The 19,541-nt window shown below is 70.9% G+C and carries 22 protein-coding genes and 2 pseudogenes; 12 read left to right on the forward strand and 12 right to left on the reverse strand.

The window, feature by feature from the left end; all coding sequences use genetic code 11:
* The first annotated feature begins 39 nt into the window (after window positions 1-39).
* Window positions 40-936, forward strand: a complete 897-nt coding sequence (locus ACZ518_RS05810; RefSeq protein WP_469111750.1) for an alpha/beta fold hydrolase — start codon at window positions 40-42, stop codon at window positions 934-936.
* Window positions 937-1,163: 227 nt separating this feature from the next.
* Here ACZ518_RS05810 and ACZ518_RS05815 read toward each other — a convergent pair.
* Window positions 1,164-1,598, reverse strand: a pseudogene (locus tag ACZ518_RS05815) (flavodoxin family protein); the annotation flags it as partial.
* Between the two features lie 214 nt (window positions 1,599-1,812).
* Entirely contained in the window at window positions 1,813-2,283 is a 471-nt protein-coding gene (locus ACZ518_RS05820; RefSeq protein WP_469111751.1) for a hypothetical protein, read from the reverse strand.
* Window positions 2,284-2,719: 436 nt separating this feature from the next.
* Here ACZ518_RS05820 and ACZ518_RS05825 point away from each other — a divergent pair, with 436 nt between their 5' ends.
* Entirely contained in the window at window positions 2,720-2,995 is a 276-nt protein-coding gene (locus ACZ518_RS05825; RefSeq protein WP_469111752.1) for an isoamylase early set domain-containing protein, read from the forward strand.
* Between the two features lie 466 nt (window positions 2,996-3,461).
* Window positions 3,462-3,938, forward strand: coding sequence for a hemerythrin domain-containing protein (locus ACZ518_RS05830; RefSeq protein ID WP_469111753.1), 477 nt, complete (start codon window positions 3,462-3,464; stop codon window positions 3,936-3,938).
* A gap of 402 nt (window positions 3,939-4,340) precedes the next feature.
* On the opposite strand, the gene ACZ518_RS05835 is transcribed toward ACZ518_RS05830, so the two are convergent.
* The gene (locus ACZ518_RS05835; protein ID WP_469111754.1) at window positions 4,341-4,790 is read right to left on the reverse strand and encodes an SRPBCC family protein; all 450 of its coding nucleotides are present in this window, start codon (window positions 4,788-4,790) and stop codon (window positions 4,341-4,343) included.
* 446 nt (window positions 4,791-5,236) lie between these two features.
* On the opposite strand from ACZ518_RS05835, the gene ACZ518_RS05840 reads away from it, so the two are divergent.
* The gene (locus ACZ518_RS05840) at window positions 5,237-5,443 is read left to right on the forward strand and encodes a hypothetical protein (protein WP_469111755.1); all 207 of its coding nucleotides are present in this window, start codon (window positions 5,237-5,239) and stop codon (window positions 5,441-5,443) included.
* 161 nt (window positions 5,444-5,604) lie between these two features.
* Window positions 5,605-5,916 (forward strand): hypothetical protein, encoded by a 312-nt coding sequence (locus ACZ518_RS05845; RefSeq protein ID WP_469111756.1) that lies wholly within the window; start codon window positions 5,605-5,607, stop codon window positions 5,914-5,916.
* A gap of 237 nt (window positions 5,917-6,153) precedes the next feature.
* Here ACZ518_RS05845 and ACZ518_RS05850 read toward each other — a convergent pair whose 3' ends face one another.
* On the reverse strand, window positions 6,154-6,639 hold the full coding sequence (locus ACZ518_RS05850) for a hypothetical protein (RefSeq protein WP_469111757.1): 486 nt from the start codon (window positions 6,637-6,639) through the stop codon (window positions 6,154-6,156).
* 314 nt (window positions 6,640-6,953) lie between these two features.
* Between ACZ518_RS05850 and ACZ518_RS05855 the strand changes: the two genes are divergently transcribed.
* Entirely contained in the window at window positions 6,954-7,769 is an 816-nt protein-coding gene (locus ACZ518_RS05855) for a sulfite exporter TauE/SafE family protein (RefSeq protein ID WP_469111758.1), read from the forward strand.
* Here the strand turns inward: ACZ518_RS05855 and ACZ518_RS05860 are convergent.
* Entirely contained in the window at window positions 7,740-8,006 is a 267-nt protein-coding gene (locus ACZ518_RS05860; protein ID WP_469111759.1) for a hypothetical protein, read from the reverse strand. The two genes, ACZ518_RS05855 and ACZ518_RS05860, sit on opposite strands and share 30 nt — an antisense overlap.
* 415 nt (window positions 8,007-8,421) lie before the next feature.
* On the opposite strand from ACZ518_RS05860, the gene ACZ518_RS05865 reads away from it, so the two are divergent.
* Window positions 8,422-8,748, forward strand: a complete 327-nt coding sequence (locus tag ACZ518_RS05865; protein ID WP_469111760.1) for a GYD domain-containing protein — start codon at window positions 8,422-8,424, stop codon at window positions 8,746-8,748.
* Window positions 8,749-10,064: 1,316 nt separating this feature from the next.
* Here the strand turns inward: ACZ518_RS05865 and ACZ518_RS05870 are convergent.
* The 3 genes from ACZ518_RS05870 to ACZ518_RS05880 form a co-directional block, all read right to left on the reverse strand.
* A complete protein-coding gene (locus tag ACZ518_RS05870) occupies window positions 10,065-11,300 on the reverse strand; it encodes a hypothetical protein (protein WP_469111761.1) in 1,236 nt (411 codons plus the stop codon).
* 541 nt (window positions 11,301-11,841) lie between these two features.
* Window positions 11,842-12,570 (reverse strand): RlpA-like double-psi beta-barrel domain-containing protein, encoded by a 729-nt coding sequence (locus tag ACZ518_RS05875; RefSeq protein WP_469111762.1) that lies wholly within the window; start codon window positions 12,568-12,570, stop codon window positions 11,842-11,844.
* Between the two features lie 330 nt (window positions 12,571-12,900).
* On the reverse strand, window positions 12,901-13,248 hold the full coding sequence (locus ACZ518_RS05880) for an STAS domain-containing protein (RefSeq protein WP_469111763.1): 348 nt from the start codon (window positions 13,246-13,248) through the stop codon (window positions 12,901-12,903).
* A gap of 206 nt (window positions 13,249-13,454) precedes the next feature.
* Between ACZ518_RS05880 and ACZ518_RS05885 the strand changes: the two genes are divergently transcribed.
* The 3 genes from ACZ518_RS05885 to ACZ518_RS05895 all read left to right on the forward strand — a co-directional run bounded on the left by ACZ518_RS05885 (window position 13,455) and on the right by ACZ518_RS05895 (window position 14,510).
* On the forward strand, window positions 13,455-13,730 hold the full coding sequence (locus ACZ518_RS05885) for an isoamylase early set domain-containing protein (protein ID WP_469111764.1): 276 nt from the start codon (window positions 13,455-13,457) through the stop codon (window positions 13,728-13,730).
* A 64-nt stretch (window positions 13,731-13,794) separates the two neighbouring features.
* Entirely contained in the window at window positions 13,795-14,355 is a 561-nt protein-coding gene (locus ACZ518_RS05890; protein ID WP_469111765.1) for an AarF/UbiB family protein, read from the forward strand.
* Window positions 14,352-14,510 carry a hypothetical protein gene (locus tag ACZ518_RS05895; protein ID WP_469111766.1) on the forward strand — a complete coding sequence of 53 codons (159 nt, stop codon included), beginning with the start codon at window positions 14,352-14,354 and terminating at the stop codon, window positions 14,508-14,510. The genes ACZ518_RS05890 and ACZ518_RS05895 overlap by 4 nt, the downstream gene beginning before the upstream one ends.
* A gap of 67 nt (window positions 14,511-14,577) precedes the next feature.
* Here the strand turns inward: ACZ518_RS05895 and ACZ518_RS05900 are convergent, their stop codons facing one another.
* From ACZ518_RS05900 to ACZ518_RS05910, 3 genes and pseudogenes are all read right to left on the reverse strand, one after another.
* Window positions 14,578-14,928 carry a hypothetical protein gene (locus tag ACZ518_RS05900; RefSeq protein WP_469111767.1) on the reverse strand — a complete coding sequence of 117 codons (351 nt, stop codon included), beginning with the start codon at window positions 14,926-14,928 and terminating at the stop codon, window positions 14,578-14,580.
* A 440-nt stretch (window positions 14,929-15,368) separates the two neighbouring features.
* A pseudogene (locus tag ACZ518_RS05905) lies at window positions 15,369-15,491 on the reverse strand (IS5/IS1182 family transposase); the annotation flags it as partial.
* A gap of 21 nt (window positions 15,492-15,512) precedes the next feature.
* On the reverse strand, window positions 15,513-16,469 hold the full coding sequence (locus ACZ518_RS05910; protein WP_469111768.1) for a LysR family transcriptional regulator: 957 nt from the start codon (window positions 16,467-16,469) through the stop codon (window positions 15,513-15,515).
* 71 nt (window positions 16,470-16,540) lie between these two features.
* Between ACZ518_RS05910 and ACZ518_RS05915 the strand changes: the two genes are divergently transcribed.
* On the forward strand, window positions 16,541-17,161 hold the full coding sequence (locus ACZ518_RS05915) for a maleylpyruvate isomerase family mycothiol-dependent enzyme (RefSeq protein ID WP_469111769.1): 621 nt from the start codon (window positions 16,541-16,543) through the stop codon (window positions 17,159-17,161).
* Between the two features lie 275 nt (window positions 17,162-17,436).
* Window positions 17,437-18,162: a leucine-rich repeat domain-containing protein gene (locus ACZ518_RS05920; protein ID WP_469111770.1), complete on the forward strand. Its 726-nt coding sequence runs from the start codon at window positions 17,437-17,439 to the stop codon at window positions 18,160-18,162.
* A gap of 59 nt (window positions 18,163-18,221) precedes the next feature.
* On the opposite strand, the gene ACZ518_RS05925 is transcribed toward ACZ518_RS05920, so the two are convergent.
* Complete coding sequence (locus ACZ518_RS05925; protein WP_469111771.1) at window positions 18,222-19,208, reverse strand: tetratricopeptide repeat protein; 987 nt, start codon at window positions 19,206-19,208, stop codon at window positions 18,222-18,224.
* Between the last annotated feature and the right edge of the window lie 333 nt (window positions 19,209-19,541).

Here is a 19,541-nt window from a genome sequence, read left to right on the forward strand (position 1 = left end):
CCCCACCACCCCTACTCTCCACACCCCCAGGAACCGATCATGAGCGCACCGCGCAGTTCCCCCACCCCCACGCCCGCCCCGTCGCCGTCGTCGTACAAAGATGCACCGACCCGTTCGGTGTCCGTGCGCGGCGTCGACTTCGTCTACCGCCAGCTCGGCCCGGAAAGAGGCGGCGTACCACTGATCCTGCTCCACCACCTGACCGCTGTCCTGGACAACTGGGACCCCCGCGTCGTCGACGGACTCGCCGCCCGGCGCCAGGTGATCGCCTTCGACAACCGCGGAGTCGGCGCGTCGGGCGGCTCCACCCCCGACACCATCGAAGCGATGGCCCGCGACGCGGTGCTGTTCATCCGAGCCCTGGGCTTCGAGCAGGTCGACCTGCTCGGCCTGTCGATGGGCGGCTTCATCGCCCAGGTCATCGCAGCCGAGGAACCGCAGCTGGTGCGCAGGGTCATCCTCGCGGGCACCGGCCCCGCCGGAGGCCCCGGCATCGACAAGGTCACCGCACTCACCCTCCGGGACATCCTGAAGGGCTTCCTGACCCGCAAGGACCCCAAGCAGTTCCTCTTCTTCACCGACACCGAACACGGCCGACGCGAAGCACGCGCCTTCATCGAACGGCTGCAGGAACGCACCAGCGACCGCGACAGGGCCATCTCGCTGACGTCGTTCCGCGCCCAGCTCAAGGCCATCCACCGATGGGGCCTGCAGTCGCCCGCGGACCTGTCGCGCATCCACCAGCCAGTCCTGGTGGCCAACGGCGAGAGCGACCGGATGGTGCCGAGCGAGAACACCCTCGACCTCGCCGCACGCCTGCCCCGGAGCGAACTCGTCCCCCTCTACCCGGACGCCGGACACGGCGGGATCTTCCAGTTCCACAACGAGTTCGTGGCCAGAGCCCTCGCATTCCTCGAAGCACAGCCCGAGGCCTGACCCCTGACGCCACATCCCTCCGCCGCCTCGCCCCAGGCGCGACCGGGACAAGACGGGCCCGGGCGAGCCGGCCTGCCCCGATCAGACGCCTCCTGTACGCCGGCACTCCCATCGGCACCCCGAGAATGCCCTCGGCATCGCATGCCAGATCCACCCCGTCACCTGGCCAGCCCGCCGACGCCCAGCCTCGAAGTCAACCCCCGAAGGACTTACGACGCACCCCACTATCCCTGGAACAGCTCGGCGCTCACGTGGTGGGCACCGTCCTCGTTGCCGACCACGCAGACTCCGGCGACCTTCCCGTAGGTGAGCATCCTGCCTTCCTCGTCGCTCTCGCCGATCTCCGCGTTGAGGCGCTCCATGACGCGCTGGGCGGCGCTGGAGGGGTGCCCGAGCCAGATCGGGGTGGCGAGGATCAGGATGTCGGTGCCGAGGATCGTCTCGCGGATCTCCGGCCAGAAGTCCCCCTCCCCCATGTCGACCGCCACGCCCTGCCGGACGTCATGGTCGGCGATACGGATGACCTTGCCGCTCACGCCGTGGCCGGCGAGGGCTTCCATGGTCTGCTCGGCCACCAGCTGGGAGCTGGACGGCTTCGGGGACGGGGACAGGGTGCACACAAGAGCGACAGCGCGCAGCGGAGTGGTGTCGTTGGCTTCCATGCCGCCCGCCTGCCCTCGCGACCGGCCCCTGCCACTGGCTGCGTAGGTCATCTCCACGAACGTTCGTCTGCGGCTTCCCAAAACGTTTCACGATCCACGACGTCCGGAATATCGGCGAGAGATGGAGCACCCGTCACGGGAGCGTACGAGTGCTGCAGGGCGGACGGGACCGGCACGACCGGACGGCCGGGACACCGGCAGTAGTCACCGTCAGTCAGCGGCTGCTGGGGCTCAGCAGCGCGGCAGCTGCGGTGACGAAGGCGACGGTTGCTTCCTTGGCCGCGTGCCGCCCGGCATCCAGCTCGGTGCGACTGGTCGCCTTGCGCAGCGCGTACGTGGCATCTGCGGCCCGCTGGGCGGGGCCGGCCAGCTCGGGTACGAGGACCTGAAGGCGGATGTGGGGCACGGTGATCGCCGCCCGAGTGTCGTGGGACCTCGTCTGGGCCTCCAGCTGGTGCTCGGTGCCCACCTCCGCCAGGGCCAGACGTTCCCGGTGGAACATCGCCGAGCGGTGCGCGTCCAGGGCCGCCGCGAACTCGGTGACGGCACTGAGCTGGTCCTGGCGGTGGCCGTCAGCGCGCTGCTCGATGCGTGCGGTGCGTGCCGAACGGTGCTGGAGGAGCCCGGCGGTCAGGGCACCGGCGAGGGTACCGAGTACGGCCACGATCGAAGGCCATATGGACATCAGGTGTTGGTTCCTTTCGGGTGGTCGGTTTCGATGGTGAAGATCGCGGACAGCGAGGAGGTTCGCGCGGCGGGGGTTCTGCGCGCGGAACCCCCGCACCTCCCCTGGCGATCGGCCGCCCGCCGCTGGTTCGGCGAGGACGACCCCCGGTGGAGTGCCCCGGCCCCGGCCGCGGGACGGCTGGGGCCGGGACAGGAGTCCGGGGCCATGATCACCGTTCCAAGCCGACAAGCGCAGGAGGTGGCCATTCGCTTGAAGCTGACGGACCGTTTCCACGGGTGACCGACGAACCTTGTTGGCTCCCGGTGGTGGAACCACTGCCACCGGGTGGGTGACCGGATCCTGTCGGCGGGCGTGTACGACGCCCGCCCCGCGGCGCCGGAGCGAGGATACCGGGGGCGTCCGCCCCTCCCCGACGCGTCTGGAGTTTCTCGTCGTGCTCGAACGCAAGCAGCTCAAGGGCCGTACCCAGGTCACCTTCATCCTCCCCGAGGAGAGCCCCGCCGGGCCGGTCAGCGTCGTCGGCGACTTCAACCACTGGAACCCCGCCGCCCATCCCCTCCAGTCCCGAGGAGACGGCACCCGCGCCGCCACGGTCACCCTCCCCAAGCACACCCACCACGCCTTCCGCTACCTCGCCGCCGGCGACCACTGGTTCAACGACGAACACGCCGACCACCACGACGGCACCAACAGCCACCTCCACACCTGAACCGCGCACCACGCCGGCAGCAACGCAACCGGCGAACAGCGGGGCTGCGGCATCACGCTGCGCAGTTCACCGATGCGGGCCGGCGACGCCGGTGCCGCCCCCGGGGTACTTCCCGGGCCCGGGCAGGTAGAGACCGGAGCCCGGGGTGGAACGAATGTCGCAGGTCACGGGGTCTCAAACCTTCCCCGCGCTGCCGCGTCCCCGCCTTCGGGGCCACCCCGGGTACGGGCCTCCTCGACAGGGCGGCCCCGGTAGCAGCCGTACCTGGACCCGGATCCCGACCGGCCGCCGCCAGCCTCCGTCCCGGGGGCACCTCCAGGCCGGGCCCGCTCACGGGAACAGGGCTGACGGCCACACCGTGACCGTGTTCGGCGGACGGGTGGTTTCCCCTCCGGGAGCGTCGATCAGCCGGCAGCGTCGGGAAGGGAGTTGCCGACCGGTCCCTACGGCGAGATGGGCAAAACATATGGACGCGATCGTGCTGCTGCGTGAGGACCACAAGACGGTGGAGAAGCTCTTCAAGCAGTTCGAGAAGACCGGCGACGACGCCGCCTCGGAACGCCGCCGGATCGCCGACCAAGTGATCGAAGAGCTCACCGTCCACGCCTGGATCGAGGAGCGGATCTTCTACCCCGCCGCCCGCGAGGCCGCCCCGGACACCACCGACCACATCCTGGAGAGCATCGAGGAACACCACGCGGTGGTGTGGATGCTCTCCGAGCTCAAGGACATGGACCCGGCCGACGAGCGCTTCAAGGCCAAGATGACCGTCCTGATGGAACAGGTCCGCCACCACGTCGAGGAAGAAGAGCAGGACTGGTTCCCCGACGTGCGCAAGGCCATGGGCCGCAACCGGCTCACCGAACTCGGCACCCGGCTCGAAGCCGAGAAGGACAACGCCCCGCGTGACCCGCTCGCGGTGCCGAGCGCAGCCAGCAAGTGAGAAGACCGTACGGACCGCTGAGGAGGTGGAACTGCAAAGCCGCCTCCTGCTGGAGGACAACCTCCTGTGGAGGTGGGACGGCGGTCTTCGTCCCGCCGTCGGCCCGGGAGCGGCTGTCTGGTCAGCGAGCCCCGGGGGGGCTCGGCCCGGCCGACGGTGCGGGAGGCAGGGACGCGGCCTGGGTTGTGCCTGCGACGGGATGACGGAGCGGTGCCGTGCCGACGGCCCGCAGGCGGCCCCAGGGGGAAGGGGCCGCCTGCGGTCACCAGCCGCGAAGGGGTTCGCCGGGCCGGTGTGACGTGCCGCCGTCACTGGCGCATGTGTCCCCGATCCAGGTCCCCAAACCCCGCCCGCGGCAACGCAGTCCAGCCCGGATGCGGGAAGGGGGATGGAGCGGTGGGGTCAGACGCTGCCGCGCCAGGCGCCGGTGGCGTGGCCGTGGTCCTCGATGAAGTGCTTGAAACGCTTCAGGTCACCCTTGACCTGACGGTCGACGAAGCCGAACTTGTCGCCGATGTTCTCGGCCATCCCTTCGGGGTCGAAGTCCATCATCAAGGTGACCTCGGTATGGGAGGGGTCGATCGGGCGGAAGGTGACCAGACCCGACTGCTCCGTCTCCCCTCCGACGGTGACCCAGGCGACCTTGTCGTCGGGAACCTGCTCGGTGATCTCCGCATCGAACTCGCGCTGCACCCCGCCGATCTTCGTCACCCAGTGGGTGAGCGTGTCCGTGCGCTGCTCGATCCGCTCGACACCATCCATGAACTGCGGGAACGACTCGAACTGAGTCCACTGGTTGTAGGCGGTGGCGACGGGGACGTTGACCTCGATGGATTCCCTGACCTGCGACATGACCGAACCTCCGTGAGTTGACGGTGCTCGTCCGCCCGGGCCGGGCAGACGGCGGAGAAGGCTTGTGATGCCTTCCCCGCCGGCGCGCCTGCCCCTGCCGAGCCAGCGCACACCACCCTGTGGAACACGGACGGCGGGCGTGTCGCCGCAACCGGCCCCCGCGCGCTTGCTTGGCGGCCGCCGACGGCGTACGCCGGCTCCGAGGGACACCGACGCAGGACAACGCCGTGCTGCTGCGTCGGCTCTACGGCGCCACGCCTGGGCCGCCACCAGCCGCGAGGGTGCGCCGGTCCGGTGGCGGCCTCACTCCGGCCGGCGATGCGGGACCGTGGACCGGTGGACCGGTGGACCTTGGACCGTGACACAAATGATGCGATATGTAACTTTGGGTGGCATCGTGGCACGGGGAATTCCCCAGCCACGCGTCACAAGAGGGAGTCGCCGTCATGGGCGGAATGCAGGACAAGCGTCAGAAGCCGGGCAAGGGCCGCGAGGAGCAGGAGCGCGTGAGCCGACCCAACCAGGACCCCGCCCACCCCGGCGGCGGCCAGGAAAGCGGCCGCGGCAAGACGCCCGAAGAAATCAAGCGGCGCGGTCAGGGCGACATGCGGCGCGAGCGCGACGAGGACGAGCTGCGCGACGAGGAGCTCTGACCACCCCGCACGCTTTCCTTCCACATACGCAGGACCCGGCCGCAATCGTAGTCACCGTCACCCGGCCGGGTCCTGTCCCGCGCCGGCCCGCAGGCCTGCATGCTGGAGCAGGCGTGGCGGTTCCGCGTGGCGCCCCGCCCGGGCTCTTTGGAGGCTTGCGGATGTTGATCACCCATACTCTCGACCGCGGCACACTCACAGTGAAGGTCCACCACGGCCTGGACATCAGCAACCGGGCGGCGGTGGCCTTGCAGATCGAAGCGCTCGTCGCGACCCACCGCCCGGACCAGGTCCTCCTCGAACTGCCCGTCGGCGAACCGGGCCCCGCAACGCTCAGCGCCATGGCGCGCACACAGCGGATGTGCCGCAGTCTGGACATCGCGTTCACCGTCACCGGCGCGGACGTCCACCCCCAGGAGACCCGGGGCCAGGCCCCGCCCCGGCTGGCGTCAGGAGCGCGCCGCGACCGCTGACCCTGGCGCCGTATGGGCTGCCGGTCCGCGATGCGCGAGGTCGGCCATGGAAGATGAGCTCGCAGCGCTGGTCAGCCGCACCGGGCGCGGGTCGGCGCGGGCTGCCTGTACGCCCTGCACCTGACCGACGAGGGGCTTGAGCTGTTCGCCCAGCTGCGCAGGGCCGGAGCGGCGCATGAGCAGGAGATCTGCCGGGGACTGTCTCGGGATGCCGTCAGCCCTGGTGAACACCGGACTTCACTGGTTCGCGCTGGTAGCGCACCGCCTGCGGCTGCTGCGCGTGGCGGAGACCGTGGCGATGGTCCAGGCTGTCACCCACACGCCGCCGACGAGCAATGCCGCGAGCGCGGTGAGCATGTGGGGAGGGGTTTCACCCAGGCTCGGTGCCAGACCCGCCGCGCGGGCGCCGAAACCGAGGACGCCCGCTCCCACCATCGCGATGCCCGCCCAGGAGACGACGAGCGCCGGCCAGCGGACGAACGGGGTCCGGGGCAGGCGGAGGAGGAGCAGCGCCACGATGGCCATCAGCAGGCCGAGGGCCGCGTTGGCCAGCTGGGCGGTCTCGACGTCGGCGACGGCAGCGTAGGCCCCGGTCGGCGCGGGGAAGCCCGGCATGCCCAGCTCGCCCTTCCTCGCCAGGTCCACCTTGCTGACGGTGTAGGCGAGGGCCCCGAGACATGCCGTCAGGGCTGCGGCAAGGGGCTTCTTGTGGGATCGGGTCATGGGCTCATCCTGCAGTGAGCGGCGGCCGGGTCACCTCCTCCGCTCGTACCGACTCCCTCCCCCGGACGGGGGAAGGGCGCTGCTACTTCTCATCAGCATTCCTGAGCCTCTGGAGTCGGAGCGACGCCAGGAATCACCGACATCCGCTCTACGACTTTCGACAGCACCGGGTGTCGCCGAGCGCCGCGGAAACAGGGGGGCGGCAGCCGGTTCTCGGAGGTCCCAGCGAATCGGGAGCGGACGCCCAGTGCCTTGCCCCGAAGGTGGGGGCTCGCCGTAGCAGCGGAGGCGCGCCACCAGCGAGGATGCCGGTCATGAGCACGGACCAGACCCTTCATCCTCTCCGGCCGATGCACTCGGCACCCGCGGTGTTCGGTGCGGGAGCGGCCATCGGCGTTCTGGGCGGGATGATCGGGCTGGGCGGTGCCGAGTTCCGTCTGCCGCTGCTGATCGGGCTCTTCGGGTTCGCCGCCCTCTCGGCCGTCATCCTGAACAAGGCGATGAGCCTGGTCGTGGTTCTGGTCGCGCTGCCCGCCCGGCTGGCCGCGGTCCCGGCCGCCGAGGTCGCCGCCCGCTGGCCCGTGGCGGTCAACCTGCTGGCCGGCAGTCTCCTCGGCGCCTGGGCGGGCGCGTCCTGGGCGGTCCGCATGCGCAGCACCACCCTCTACAAGGTGCTGGCGGCCCTGATGGTCCTCATGGCCGCCGCGCTCGTGGTCACCCACACCACCAGCCTGGACACGCTCGGGCTGCCGCTCTGGGCCCGGATCCCCGCCGGAGTCGTAGCCGGGTTCGGCATCGGTGTCGTCGCCGCGCTCATGGGCGTGGCCGGCGGCGAGCTGCTGATCCCGACGATCGTGCTGGTCTTCGGTGAGGACATCAAGACCGCCGGAAGTCTCTCCCTGGCGGTCTCCCTGCCGACCATGCTGGTCGCGTTCGCCCGCTACAGCCGTGACGGCAGCTTCGCCGTCCTCGGCGCGAACCTCCGCTTCACGGCCGTCATGGCCGCCGGCTCGGTCGCCGGGGCCGTGCTGGGCGGACTGCTCCTGAGAGCCTTCCCCGACCTGGTGCTCATCCCCACGCTTGCCGTGATCCTGCTCGTCTCAGCCGCCAAGCTCGCCCGTCACGACTGATCGGGACGGGTGCCGCGCCTCCGTGTCCCAGACCAGCAGCTCGCCGTCCAGGACCAGACGGGCGGGCAGCCGCTCGGCGGCCGCCACCAGGTCCGGCCACCGGTCCTGCACCAGGGCCCCGCGCAGGGTCCGGATCAGCACCCGCCCACGCGGGCCAGCCGGAGGGAACAGCAGCTCCCAATGCCCGTCGAACTTCTGCTCGTACGCCACCCCGGCCCCGGTCGAGGACCCCTTCACGCCCGTGCCGCCCCTGTCGCGGGTCCGGGAGGTGCGGTTGCGCGACGTGCTCGGCCGCGCCGACCCTCTGGCCCGGCGGCGCCGCACAGTCTGAGTCCCCGCTCGATGACACGGGCCCCCTGCCTGTGACTGGGCGATACCTGGTTCTGACCGCGCTTCCGTGATGACTGCGCCGGGTGGCGGGGGCGGCGCAGGCGCATTCGCTGAGCGGACGATCAACAGGCCCAGGCACCCCCGTGTGGTTGCCGCCCCGGTATGACAGGTCCAGGTGAACGACCTTTCTACCGGGCGCCCGCTCACCCGTTGACTGCGGCCGTAGCGGTCACCGTCCCCGGCTGTTCGGGGGAACTGCGGGCCACCCGGCCCTCCTCCCGTCCAGCGCGGGCATCCATTGCTGAAAAGAAAGAGAGACACGATGCCGCTCTATCTATCAAGGTTCAGCTACACGCCGGAGACGTGGGCGAGGCTGATCGGCCACCCCGAGGACCGCGCAAAGGCCGCTCAGTCGTACATCGAGTCCGTCGGCGGGAAGCTCCACGGCTTCTGGTACGCCTTCGGCACGCACGACGGCTATAACCTCTGGGAAGCTCCGGACAACGTGTCCATGGCCTCGGTCGCGTTGGCGATCAGTGGCGGTGGCGCGCTCAGTTCCTTCGAGACGACCGTTCTCCTGAGCATCGACGAAACGCTCGATGCCCTGCGCAGAGCTGGGCAAGTCCGATATCGGGCTCCTGGCGAGTAGCGGCCCGGTGAGCCAGCCTGCCGCCTCGGGGCCCGTGACAGATCGACACCGGCGGGCCGGAAACTGATCATGGTCCCGCCACAACCTCCCGGCAGTCCCGCCTGGACATGCTGCGCTTCCTCGAACGCGTCCGGGTCCGGGACCTCCGGCGGACCCGGGGCTGGGTAGCCACCGAGGAGCAGCTGCTCGCCGCCCAGAGCGAGCGGCGCCCCGCGCCGCCGCCCCCGGGCTGGCTGCCTGCGTCCGTAGCCGCGGCCGTCACCGTGCCAGTCCAGGAACAGCACCGAGTCGCCGCAGGCGACGCGGCCCCGGTCTCGAAACCGCCCCCGACGAGGACCGCTCCCCTTGCGTCCGGGCGCGGCCGCCGGTCAGCCGGCGGTGGGTATCGCCGCGGTCCGGTCGAGGACGTCACGGTGGCGGACGTCCTCGCCGAGGATGGCGAGCATGTCCGCCGGCGAACCGACGAGGTCGGCGGCGGCCTCGGGCCGGTACCGGGCCGCCTGACGGTGCAGGGTGGTCGTGATGAGCAGCCCGTCCGTTCCGATGGAGGCCGGCCGTTACCGGAGGGCAGACGAATCGTTTACTCACATGTCGCAGCGACATGCACACCGCTCCCCCGCGGTACGCGGCACCCCAACGGGGCCCGGGCAGCCGCCCCCCGACTCCCGGGCCCCAACCCCCTCACCCGGCCCATGGGCCAGCAGCCCCGCGCCGCAGCCTGCCACACGCAACCAGCGCCAGTCGTGGGCCAGTCCGGCCGGAACGGTGACCAGCCCGCGCAGGCCGAGCAGTAGCCGGCTGGGCAGCGGTCGCGGGAGCGCGCCGTACAGAAGCCCGCCGGCGATGGAGGCCGCGCCGTACACAGCCACCGCGACGGCGGCCCAGGCCACCACGCCGGAGGGCAGTTGTGCCGCGCGGAGGATCACGATCGGCGGGCCCACCATGGAGGACAGCTCGCCCTGTACCGCTTCCAGCGCGAAGGCCGCCCGGCGCCGTCCCAATGTCGTCGGGGCCGGCACCATCAGCAGACCTGCTGCGTTCTTGGGGTTCGTGTGCGGGGGCTGCTCGTCGTGGAGTTCGGCGCGGACGCGGCGTGAGCACCGTACGGCGTACAGGGCGAGGATTCCTGGTGGCTTGGCCAGGCCAGGACCGCTGTCGCGGACCCAGGTGGTGCTGTCGCACTGCCCGCAGCCGAACGTCGGCTTCGCCCGGCTCCGCGAACAGGAGCCGACCGGGCCGGAGTAGGGACGCGGGGCCCCGCACGGAACCGGGAGGTCCGGGGGTCACGTGCGGGGGCGATCACGGGGCGTGGGCCGTCAGACTCCGGTCAGGGTGTACGTACCCGTACCGTCCTGCCTGCCGCTGGAGTACTGGCGGATCAACTCCCCGTCAGCGTACCGGTCGTGGCCCATCATGGAGCCGGTGTACTTGTTCTGCACACCGATCTTCGAGCTGCCGGGTACGTCGCGGTAGATGTAGAACCGCTGGAGGTCGTCCTCCCCGCAGGTGGCCGTCGTAAGGTAGGCCTGCTCCTGGTTGGCGATGCTCGCCGGGATGGCCGCGCATCCGCCGTTGCCCCAGTTCCACAGGGACGCCTCGAGGACTCCGTTGTTCTCCGTCACGTTGCACAGGCGCCAGTTGTCCAGGTGGGCGCTGAAGAATGTGGATTCACGCAGGCGGATGCCGTCGTTGGCCAGGAGCGGTGCGCTCCAGTTCAGGGGCTTGCCGGGGACGTCGATCTTGTAGGCGCCGGGCTCGCAGTTGAGCGCGGCCTGCGCGCTACGCCCGGTGACCTTGGGCTGTTCGGCGGACGTGCCGCCGGTGGGAGCCGGGCGCTGCACGAGGCGGTCCCGCGTCTGCTTCGCGGTCGGGGCCACCGAACCCGCCGGGTGTTCGGCCTTCGCGGCGGCCGAGCCGCAGTCGAGGAGGACTTGCGCCTTGGCCATGATGCTGTTGGCGGGCACCTCGTCCTGGCAGCGCACCGCGCCTTCTTCAAGTGCGGTGTAGGTGGTGAAGCTGCCGCTGCCGGGCCCCTCGTTCCACTTCAACACCCATTTGCCGTCGCTCTGTTGGGAGCGGTTGCAGTTGAGGCTCGCGTACGTACCGGTGACCTTCTTGGTTCCCTTGTAGACGCCGTAGTAGCCGGGCCGGCTGAAATTCCAGGTGACCGAGTTCGGCTCGCTGCTGGTGGAGGAGTAGTTGACCTGAACGTTCAGGCCCAGGCTCGCGCCGACGGTGCCGAGGGTCTCGACGGCGAAGCTGCCCTGGACATTGCCGTTGAGGCCGACGGAAACCGAGATGGTGGTCTGGGTGCTGGTGGTGACGGTCTGGGAGCCGGTCGAGCCCTCGGTGACGGACCAGCCCTTGAAGTGGGTGACCTCCGGGGTGACTTCGGTCGTCTTGATATACGGGTGGCGTGTGCCGAGGTCGGCCGCCGTGCAGGCGTCACCGGGCTTGACCTGCGTGGCCGTGGCGGACTTCGCGGGTGCGGCCGAGGCCGGTGAGGCCGCAAGGCCGACGGCAGCTACCGCGGCCGAGGCGGCGCAGGCCATGAGTGTGGCGCCTAAGTGACTGACGGGCTTTATAGGGCGCATCGCTGCTTTTTCCCCCTGGTGTGTGTTCGGTCAGGGGGTGAACGTAGCGGCCACGGGGGTGGGGGTGTGAGCCCGCAACGGGCCAAAAATGATCACAGAGGGGCCCATTCCGCCCCTGGCGCGTACGGGCACCGGACCGGTTCCATCCCTCACGGACCCGTACGCCACCGAACAGGGGACCCCACTTTGAAACACGTCTTACAGCTGCTCGCGGCGATGGCCTCGCTCGCCCTGGGCGTCTCACCGGCCGCGGCCCGGGACCGGCGGCCGCGCCCGCTGTGAGAGGCCCGGCGGGGGGCCATGCCGAGGTTGTTGCGCGCGTTGCACTGCGCGACGTATGCCGCCCCCGGATCCCTGCTCCGGTCGGCATCAGCCGGCGCGGCCGCCTGGTCTCGCTGAGGTCATCGTCGAGCGCACCGACATCAACTTCGCGCTGCGCAGGTCTCACTGTCCCAGCATTCGCAGGCCGGCTGCGACGCCCTTGTGACGGGCGATCCGGTTACTCTGCAAATCGCCAGGTGACGTTGATCGTCCCCTGGTCGAGGGGGGCGAGTGCCTTGAATGCGGCGGGCGTCAGGTCCAGGCCGTGCCGTTGCGCGGTCGGGCTGGCGTCAAGGACCGTCGCGACGATGGACTTTCCCTTGTACGTGACTATCACCTTCTTGCCGCAGTGAGGGGCCGGGTTTCCGGTTCCGAACATGGTCGGGTCGAGCGCGGCAACGAAGTCGCTCTCGTTGATGCTCCGGCCGCACGCCCCGTCCACACCATTGCTGGAGAAGAAGTCCGCCGTTCCCTCGTAGCTCTTGCCGGGCTTCGGCTTCGGGGGTGCTGCCGTGGTCTTCCCCGGCTTCGGCTTCGGCGGTGCTGCCGTGGTCTTGCCCGGCTCCGGCTTCGGCGGTGCTGCCGTGGTCTTCCCCGGCTTCGGCTTCGGCGGTGCTGCCGTCGTCCTGCCCGGCTCCGGCTTCGGCGGTGCTGCCGTCGTCTTCCCCGGCTTCGGCTTCGGCGGTGCTGCCGTCGTCCTGCCCGGCTCCGGCTTCGGCGGTGCTGCCGTCGTCCTGCCCGGCTCCGGAGCGCGAACGGACAGGGGCAGCTCGGTCTCGGTGGAGGCGAGCTCTCCCTGCTGGTCTGAAGCGCTCGCCGCCGCGATGGTCGTGCCGGTGTCCTCCGAGGCAGAGGCAGAGGCGGCGGTGATCACGGCAGCAGGGGCGGCGGCCAGCAGCGCGGCCACCGCGGTTTTGGCGATTCTTGCTCGCATCGTTCTCTCTCTGAATATGGCATTCTGCGGCGCGGATCTGGGGGAGTCGCAGGGGGTATGCCGTACGACGTCCTCGCGACCACGCCACCGCCGCGATGGCCACCGATATGGGCCGACGATCGCAGCGGACCCATGATCACGAACCCTGCTAACGATCTGCACGCGCTCCGCTAACGACCTGTTCGGCCGACGCCAGGATCGCCGGTCTCGAACGACAGCGCACCGGCCTCGGGGCCCCGGACCAGCAGTTCGCCGTCCAGGACCCGGACGGCGGGCCGGTGCTCCTCGTCGCGGCGCTCCCGCTCAGCCCGGCGCCGGAGGCTCAGGTTCGATCGTGAACAGTCCCGCGCACTCAACCATCTGAAGCAGGCGCACGAACTGGCTGGTGGGGCCCGCCAGGCACAGCTCCTGGCCGGTCTCGGCTGCGGCCATCCGGGCGCTCAGCAGCGCGTTCAGTCCGGAGGAGTCGCAGAAGGCCAGGTGCCGCAGATCGACCACCACGCGGTGCGGGCGTTCCCCGGTGGCCAGGGCAGTGTGCAGGGCCTGGCGGAAGGCCACGGCGCGCGTGATGTCCATCTCGCCGTACGGCCGGACCACGGTCACCCCGTCGCCGTGCTCAATCTCCACACCCTCGCGGCGGTCCCCGCCCATGCCCGTCTTCCTCTCGCTGGTCGGCCCCAACCGTAGAGGCCCCCGCACGGTGCGGACGGCATGACACCGTGAGGGCGGGGCCGGAGTCCTGCCACCGGCCGAGTGACCGGGCCCGGCCGACAGGCGTGTACAGCACCCGACGCGGGCCACCGGCGCGAGGATGCCCGGGGCGTCTGCCCCATCCTCTCGTGTCTGGAGTTCCTGCCGTGCTCGAACGCAAGCAGCTCAAGGGCCGTACCCAGGTCACCTTCATCCTCCCCGAAGCGACCCCCGAGGGGCCGGTCAGCGTGGTCGGCGACTTCAATCACTGGAACCCCGTCGCGCACCCCCTCCAGACGCGAGGCGACGGCACCCGGGCCGTCACCGTCACCCTCCAGAAGCACACCCACCACGCCTTCCGCTACCTCGCCGCCGGCGACTACTGGTTCAACGACGAACACGCCGACGGCCACGACGGCACCAACAGCCACCTCCACACCTGACCCGGTGGCCCGTGGCTCGCGGTGTCCGGGGCGGGTCGCGCGCGGGCGGCTGTACTCCGCGGTGGTGCGCATCGCGACCCGGCACGGGCTCGGGCCGTATCTGCGAGGGCGGCGCAGCGCGCCCGGGGTGCGGCACGAATTGCTGGCGCGGGAGCTGCGGCAGCCCTTGCAGGCCGGCGGGACCACCTTCGTGAAGATGGGGCAGCTGATGTCGACCCGGCGGGACCTGCTGCCCGAGGTGTACGTCGAGGAGCTCAGTCTGCTGCAGGACCAGGTGCCGCCCGCGCCCTGGAGCGAGGTCGAGGCACAGCTCCAGGAGAGCCTGGGAGCGCCGGTGCGGTGCCTGTTCGCCGCGTTCGAACGGATCCCGCTGGCGGCTGCCTCGATCGCGCAGGTGCACGGGGCCGTCCTGCACGACGGCACCGAGGTCATCGTCGAGGTGCTGCGGCCCGGGACACCGGGGCTCGTGGAGCGCGAGCTGGACATCGTCGGGCGCCTGGCCGCCGCTCTGAGCGACCGCACCGCCTGGGGCCGCGGCCTCGGGCCGAACGAGCCGGCGCAGGGTTTCGCCGTCGCGCTGCGCGAGGAGCTGGACTTCCGCGGGTGCCCGGGAGACGGCCCGTGACGAACTGGTCGCGGTGCTGCCCGTCCTGCGGCGGCTGCCGCGCCGCCTCGACCGGGTCGGCGGGGCGCTGGAGGGGGCGGCTCGGAGTCAACGTACGGCTCTTCGCCGCCATCCTCCCGCGCACCGTCTACGTCACCGGCAGGCCCATGGAATGACCGGCCCGCCGGCAGGTGGCCCCGCCCCGGGAGGGCGGGCGGGGCCGGGGTCAGGCAGTCGGGGAGGTCAGGTGTTCTTCCAGTCGGAGCAGCCCTTGTGGTCTTCGCACACTCGGATCGAGGTCACGTTCGCGTCGTACCAGTTCTCGGAGTACGAGGTGTCGTGGCCGGTGCCGTCCCACTGGGACAGGTGCTTGCCGTTCGACAGCCGGAAGTCGGCATAGACCCCGTTGCCGTCACTCTCGCCGTCGTACACCTTGACGTAGTTGCCGCTGGCCACGGCGAAGTCGTCGCCGTGCCAGACCTCCGCGTAGCCGAGCGCGCTTGCGGAAGCCGGGGTGGCGATCGCCATGAAGGCCGCGGCGAACCCGACGGCCACGCCGGCGATCTTTGCCTTGAGTGCTCGATTCGGTGTCATGTGCCGGATGCTAGGTACCGTTGTGGCGGCTGCGGAATCGGCCTTCGAGCCGTCCTGAACAGCCCGGCGGAGTCTGAGGTTCCCGGACGGCGGGCAAGGGGAGACGGCGGACACTGACCAAAAGCCGGTCCGCTGTGTCGAGATCCGCGCGGCCGGCGGCCACCGGCTGACGGTCTTTCAGTCACGGCGGGCCTACGGGACGCGCATGCGGCTGGCGCATTACCGGTGGTGCCCGACCCGGGGCGGCGTGCTGCCCTGGCCGCCGCACGTCCGCACACCGGACCGTGCGGGTGGGTGAGTGCCGGGGGCCGGGCTCTTTCCGGGCTCACTGCCGATGGCCCGCGGGGACCACAGGTCCTCGCCGAAGGAGTGGCGCTGACGGACGGCGTCCCATCCGGCCGTCTCCCGGCGGGGGTCGGCGTCGGTGAGGTGCACGTTCGCCGCGAAGCGGTTGCGGTGGTGCGGTCGCGGACCGGGATGAGGGTGCCGTCCACGGTCCGCAGCCGGTCCGTGTCTGCGAGCGGCCGCGGGGTCCGCTCCAGTGCGGGCAGTGGGCGGAGGCGTTGGTTGCCTTTAGTGTGCCTTTAGGGTGTTGGCGCCTCGGCCCCCTCCGACATGGCCCGCAGCCGCCCGCGCAGGCTGTCCAGCAGGGCCCGGGCCGCTGGGCTCGCCGGGCCGGTGGAGCGCCAGGCGAGGGCGATGCGGGCACGGATGCCGGGCTGGACGATGGGCAGGGCCCGCAGGGGCCCGGTGAGGGTCGGGCCGCTTCCGCCCCCACCCTCACCGGCCGGCAGCACCGCCGCCCCCAGTCCCCGGGCCGCCAACTGGGCCAGCACGTGCGGCGCCGCCGCCTCGAAGGCGACCCGCGGCCGGAACCCCGCCCGCCCGCAGGCCCGTTCCAGCGCCGCCCGCACCCCCGTGCCGCGCGGCAGGCAGATCAGCGCCCGGTCGCGCAGGTCCGCCAGAGGCACCCCCGTACGGTCCGCACCACCGGCCCGCTCGAAGAGCGGGTCCCCCGCCACCGCGACGACCGTCAGCGGGACGTCGATCACCGTCTCGAAGGTCAGCCCGGGCGGCGCCGCCTCCTCGGTCGGTCCGAGGAGCGCGATGTCGAGCTCGCCGGCCAGCAGCGCGGCCTGCATCCGCTCCGAGGCGTCCTCGGTGAGGGCGATTTCCAGCGCCGGGTGCGCGTCGTGGAAGTCCGCAAGGAAGGAAGCGATGTCGAACGCACGCCCCGTGGCCCCCGAGACCAGCCCCAGCGACACGCGGCCGCGCAGCAGCCCCGTGTACGCGTCCGCCGTCTCCCGCACCGCGTCCGCGGCGGCCAGTGCCGCCCGCGCGTACGGCAGGACCGCCCGGCCGGTCTCGGTCAGGGTCACCGACCGGTGCGAACGGTCGAACAGCGGCTGCCCCAGTTCCTTCTCCAACTGCCGTATCTGAGCGCTCAGACCGGGCTGGGCCAGATGCAGCCGCGCGGCCGCACGCGTGAAGCCGCCCTGCTCGACGATGGTGACGAAGTAGCGCAGCTGGCGGAGTTCCATAACCGATGATGCTAGGTGAGAGCAGAACCATCTATTGGCCATATGGATCTGCCACCCGCAGGCTTGGTCACATGAACATCAAGGCCGCCATAGCCGACGAACGCCGCGAGCTGGCCGACCTGTTCGACGCCCTCCCGGCCGAGGACTGGAACGCCGCCAGCCTGTGCGCGGGCTGGACCGTCCGGGAGGTCGTCGCCCACATGTCGATGGGCTTCCGGCTCTCCCTCCCCAGCACCCTGAGCGAACTGCTCAAAGCCCGCGGGGGCCTCCACCGCATGACCGACCGTGTCGCCCGCCGGGACGCCGCCGCCCACTCCACCACCACGCTCAGCGCCTTCCTCCGCGACAACGCCCACCATCCGTGGACCCCGCCGGTCGGCGGGCTCCGAGGCGCCCTCGGCCACGACGTGGTCCACGGCCTGGACGTCACGGCCGCCCTCGGGCTCGACCGGCGCGTCCCGGAGGACCGGCTGCGCGTCCTGCTCGACGACCTCAAGCCGCGCGGCCTGAAGTTCTTCGGCGTCGACCTCACCGGTGTGCGGCTGTGCGCGCAGGACATCGACTGGTCGTACGGGGCCGGGGCGGCGCCCGTGTACGGAGCCGCCCAGGACCTCCTCCTGCTCGCCTTCGGCCGCCGTCTGCCTGCGGGCCGCCTCGGCGGCGAAGCTGCCGGCCGCTTCACCAGAGGGTGACGGCCGTGCGCTCCCGCCCACTCCTGGGTCTCGCACCCCTCTCCACGGGCCTGCCGTCCCGCCGCCTGGCCGCCCGCACGGTCACCGCCGCCCTTGCCTTCGGGCTCCTCATCGTGATCGCCCTCACGCCCCCGCTGTCGGAGTCCGCCGCGGCCAGTGCCCAGCCGGCGATGCGACGGGATGGGGTACCGGCACCGTATCGAGAAGCGGGATCGTGGCCTCTTCAGCTGTGGATGTGTGATCGTCTTGGAGCCCCGGCGGGTTGATGAGGGAGGATGACCGTGAGGAACACGCTGAACTTGTGGCGTCAACAGCTCGGAGAAGCGCCCGGTTCGGTCTGGCAGCAGACCGATCTCCACGTGCTGATCCTCGCCGACAATGGGCTTACGGCCATCCCGCCAGAAATCGGGCAGCTCCAGCAGCTCAGCACCCTGGACCTCGGTCACAACGCGCTCACGGCAGTGCCCGAGGAACTCGGCAGGCTGACCGGGCTCTGCGCATGTCTCTACCTGCACGACAACCAGCTGACGCAGCTTCCGGACTCTCTGGGAAACCTGACCCGGTTGCGATACCTCAACGTCGGCGAGAACTCCCTCACCGCGTTGCCGGAGACCATCGGCGGGATGAGCGGCCTCATCGAGTTCAGGGCACAGCACAACCGGCTCACCACCCTGCCCGAGGCCGTCGGCAAGCTCCGCAGCCTGCGTGAGCTGTGGCTCCGGGGGAACGCCATCGAGCACTTGCCGACGTCGGCAGCCGACCTGCTCGAACTACGCCACGTGGACCTGCGCGAGAACTGTCTGGACGCAGTACCGGAGTCACTGGCCGGCCTCCCGCGCTTGCGCCAGATCGACCTGCGGAGCAACCGCCTCTGCCGGCTGCCCGACTGGCTCGCCCTGATGCCATCGCTGGAAAAGCTGGATCTGCGTTGGAACGAGGTCGATCCCGCACTACCGCTCGTCAGCGAGTTGGAGCGGCGGGGCTGTGTCGTTCTGACGTGACAGAGGCGGCACTGTCCTCGACGGAGTGCCGCCATTTCTGCTGAACCAGCACTGTTGGGTCAAGGAAGCGCAGAGGTGGTGTTGAGGGTCCTGGGGGGAACCATGCCGGCGCAGGCATGGGAGTCGGCGCACGGGCCCGCTGGTCGGAACCTTGATCCAAGGGCCCGCCGCACCTCGCCCAGCAGCCACAGCCGCAGGTGGCGGACGTCGTCCGGGTGGCCCTCGGCCCACGCACCGGTGAGCCCGTTCAGGAGTTCCAGTGCCCGCTCGGGCCGGCCGTCAGCGACGAGCAGTTCCAGCGCCCAGTGGATGGAGTTCCGGCAGTCGTAGGAGTCATAGGCCGGACGGCCGGTCGTGACGGCTTCGTCGATCCGTCCCTGGCGGACCAGCAGATGCATCAGCACCGCACGGTCGCCAGGCCGGCCGTGGGCCTCGATCAGTCCGCGGAGCAGTGTCTCGGCCTCGGCCGCCCGTCCCAGGTCCTCCCATGCCTTCGCGTACACCGCGACGGTGTGGTGGGGCTGGTCGGCGACGAGTGCCGCCAGCTCTTCGATCAGGCCTTGCCGGGCCAGGAGCTGCGCGTACTCCTGCGGGAAGTCGACGGAGTGGCGGCGGCCTGACGCCATCTCGGCGCGCAGGACCTCGACCGCCTCGTCGGCACGCCCAGCGCGTTCCAGCACCCGGGCGGTCGAGAGCAGCACCATCCCTCGGTCCGGCCGGCTCAGCCACTCGTAGCCTGCCCTCTGCTCCGACTGGGCGAGCAGGGTCAGGACCTGGTCGTCCTTGTCCTGGCCCTCGGTCACATCGACCAGGAGCTGCAGCAGCCAGGGCTCACCGAGATGGGGCGTGAGCACAGCGATGGCCTCGTCGACCCGGCCGGCCTTCACCGTCAGCTCGGCGTAGCGGGCGCACACGTGACCGTCGCCCAGTTCGGCTCCGTGTGGCCGCATCATCGCGAGCCCCTCGGCATCCCGGCCTTGCCGGATCATGATCTCGGCGGTCAGCCACCGGGCGGCCCTCCAGCCGACGTCCGTGAACGGGTCCATGAGCTCCAGGGCCTGCTCGAACTCGCCTGCCGTGCACAACGCCCGCGCGGCGGCCTGCGCGCAGTGCCAGTCCCCGCGCTCGCGGGCCGTCCGGATCAGCGACTGCGGACCAGACGCGGGGGAACGCCACCCAGGGTGCGCGCCTGCCAGGAAAGATCATCGACGTTCACCCGGACAGCCTACGAACCGCCACCGACAGCCTCCCGCCGCAAGGCGAAGCACGGGCTGAGGCACGGCCCGGGCCTGGACGCCGCATCAGGGGGCTCCAGGAACGTGCGGCGCCCGTGCGGCCACCCGTCCACGCCGTTGCGCGGCGGCTGCGCGTACTGTCGG

It is taken from the genome of Streptomyces sp. NPDC033966 (assembly GCF_055575955.1).

What these genes read in the sequence shown, in the direction of transcription:
- ACZ518_RS05810 (WP_469111750.1), top strand. Translation starts at nt 40, where the DNA reads ATGAGCGCACCGCGCAGTTCCCCCACCCCCACGCCCGCCCCGTCGCCG.
- ACZ518_RS05820 (WP_469111751.1), bottom strand. Translation starts at nt 2,283, where the DNA reads ATGTCCATATGGCCTTCGATCGTGGCCGTACTCGGTACCCTCGCCGGT.
- ACZ518_RS05830 (WP_469111753.1), top strand. Translation starts at nt 3,462, where the DNA reads ATGGACGCGATCGTGCTGCTGCGTGAGGACCACAAGACGGTGGAGAAG.
- ACZ518_RS05835 (WP_469111754.1), bottom strand. Translation starts at nt 4,790, where the DNA reads ATGTCGCAGGTCAGGGAATCCATCGAGGTCAACGTCCCCGTCGCCACC.
- ACZ518_RS05840 (WP_469111755.1), top strand. Translation starts at nt 5,237, where the DNA reads ATGGGCGGAATGCAGGACAAGCGTCAGAAGCCGGGCAAGGGCCGCGAG.
- ACZ518_RS05845 (WP_469111756.1), top strand. Translation starts at nt 5,605, where the DNA reads ATGTTGATCACCCATACTCTCGACCGCGGCACACTCACAGTGAAGGTC.
- ACZ518_RS05850 (WP_469111757.1), bottom strand. Translation starts at nt 6,639, where the DNA reads ATGACCCGATCCCACAAGAAGCCCCTTGCCGCAGCCCTGACGGCATGT.
- ACZ518_RS05855 (WP_469111758.1), top strand. Translation starts at nt 6,954, where the DNA reads ATGAGCACGGACCAGACCCTTCATCCTCTCCGGCCGATGCACTCGGCA.
- ACZ518_RS05865 (WP_469111760.1), top strand. Translation starts at nt 8,422, where the DNA reads ATGCCGCTCTATCTATCAAGGTTCAGCTACACGCCGGAGACGTGGGCG.
- ACZ518_RS05870 (WP_469111761.1), bottom strand. Translation starts at nt 11,300, where the DNA reads ATGGCCTGCGCCGCCTCGGCCGCGGTAGCTGCCGTCGGCCTTGCGGCC.
- ACZ518_RS05880 (WP_469111763.1), bottom strand. Translation starts at nt 13,248, where the DNA reads ATGGGCGGGGACCGCCGCGAGGGTGTGGAGATTGAGCACGGCGACGGG.
- ACZ518_RS05900 (WP_469111767.1), bottom strand. Translation starts at nt 14,928, where the DNA reads ATGACACCGAATCGAGCACTCAAGGCAAAGATCGCCGGCGTGGCCGTC.
- ACZ518_RS05910 (WP_469111768.1), bottom strand. Translation starts at nt 16,469, where the DNA reads ATGGAACTCCGCCAGCTGCGCTACTTCGTCACCATCGTCGAGCAGGGC.
- ACZ518_RS05915 (WP_469111769.1), top strand. Translation starts at nt 16,541, where the DNA reads ATGAACATCAAGGCCGCCATAGCCGACGAACGCCGCGAGCTGGCCGAC.
- ACZ518_RS05920 (WP_469111770.1), top strand. Translation starts at nt 17,437, where the DNA reads ATGACCGTGAGGAACACGCTGAACTTGTGGCGTCAACAGCTCGGAGAA.
- ACZ518_RS05925 (WP_469111771.1), bottom strand. Translation starts at nt 19,208, where the DNA reads ATGGACCCGTTCACGGACGTCGGCTGGAGGGCCGCCCGGTGGCTGACC.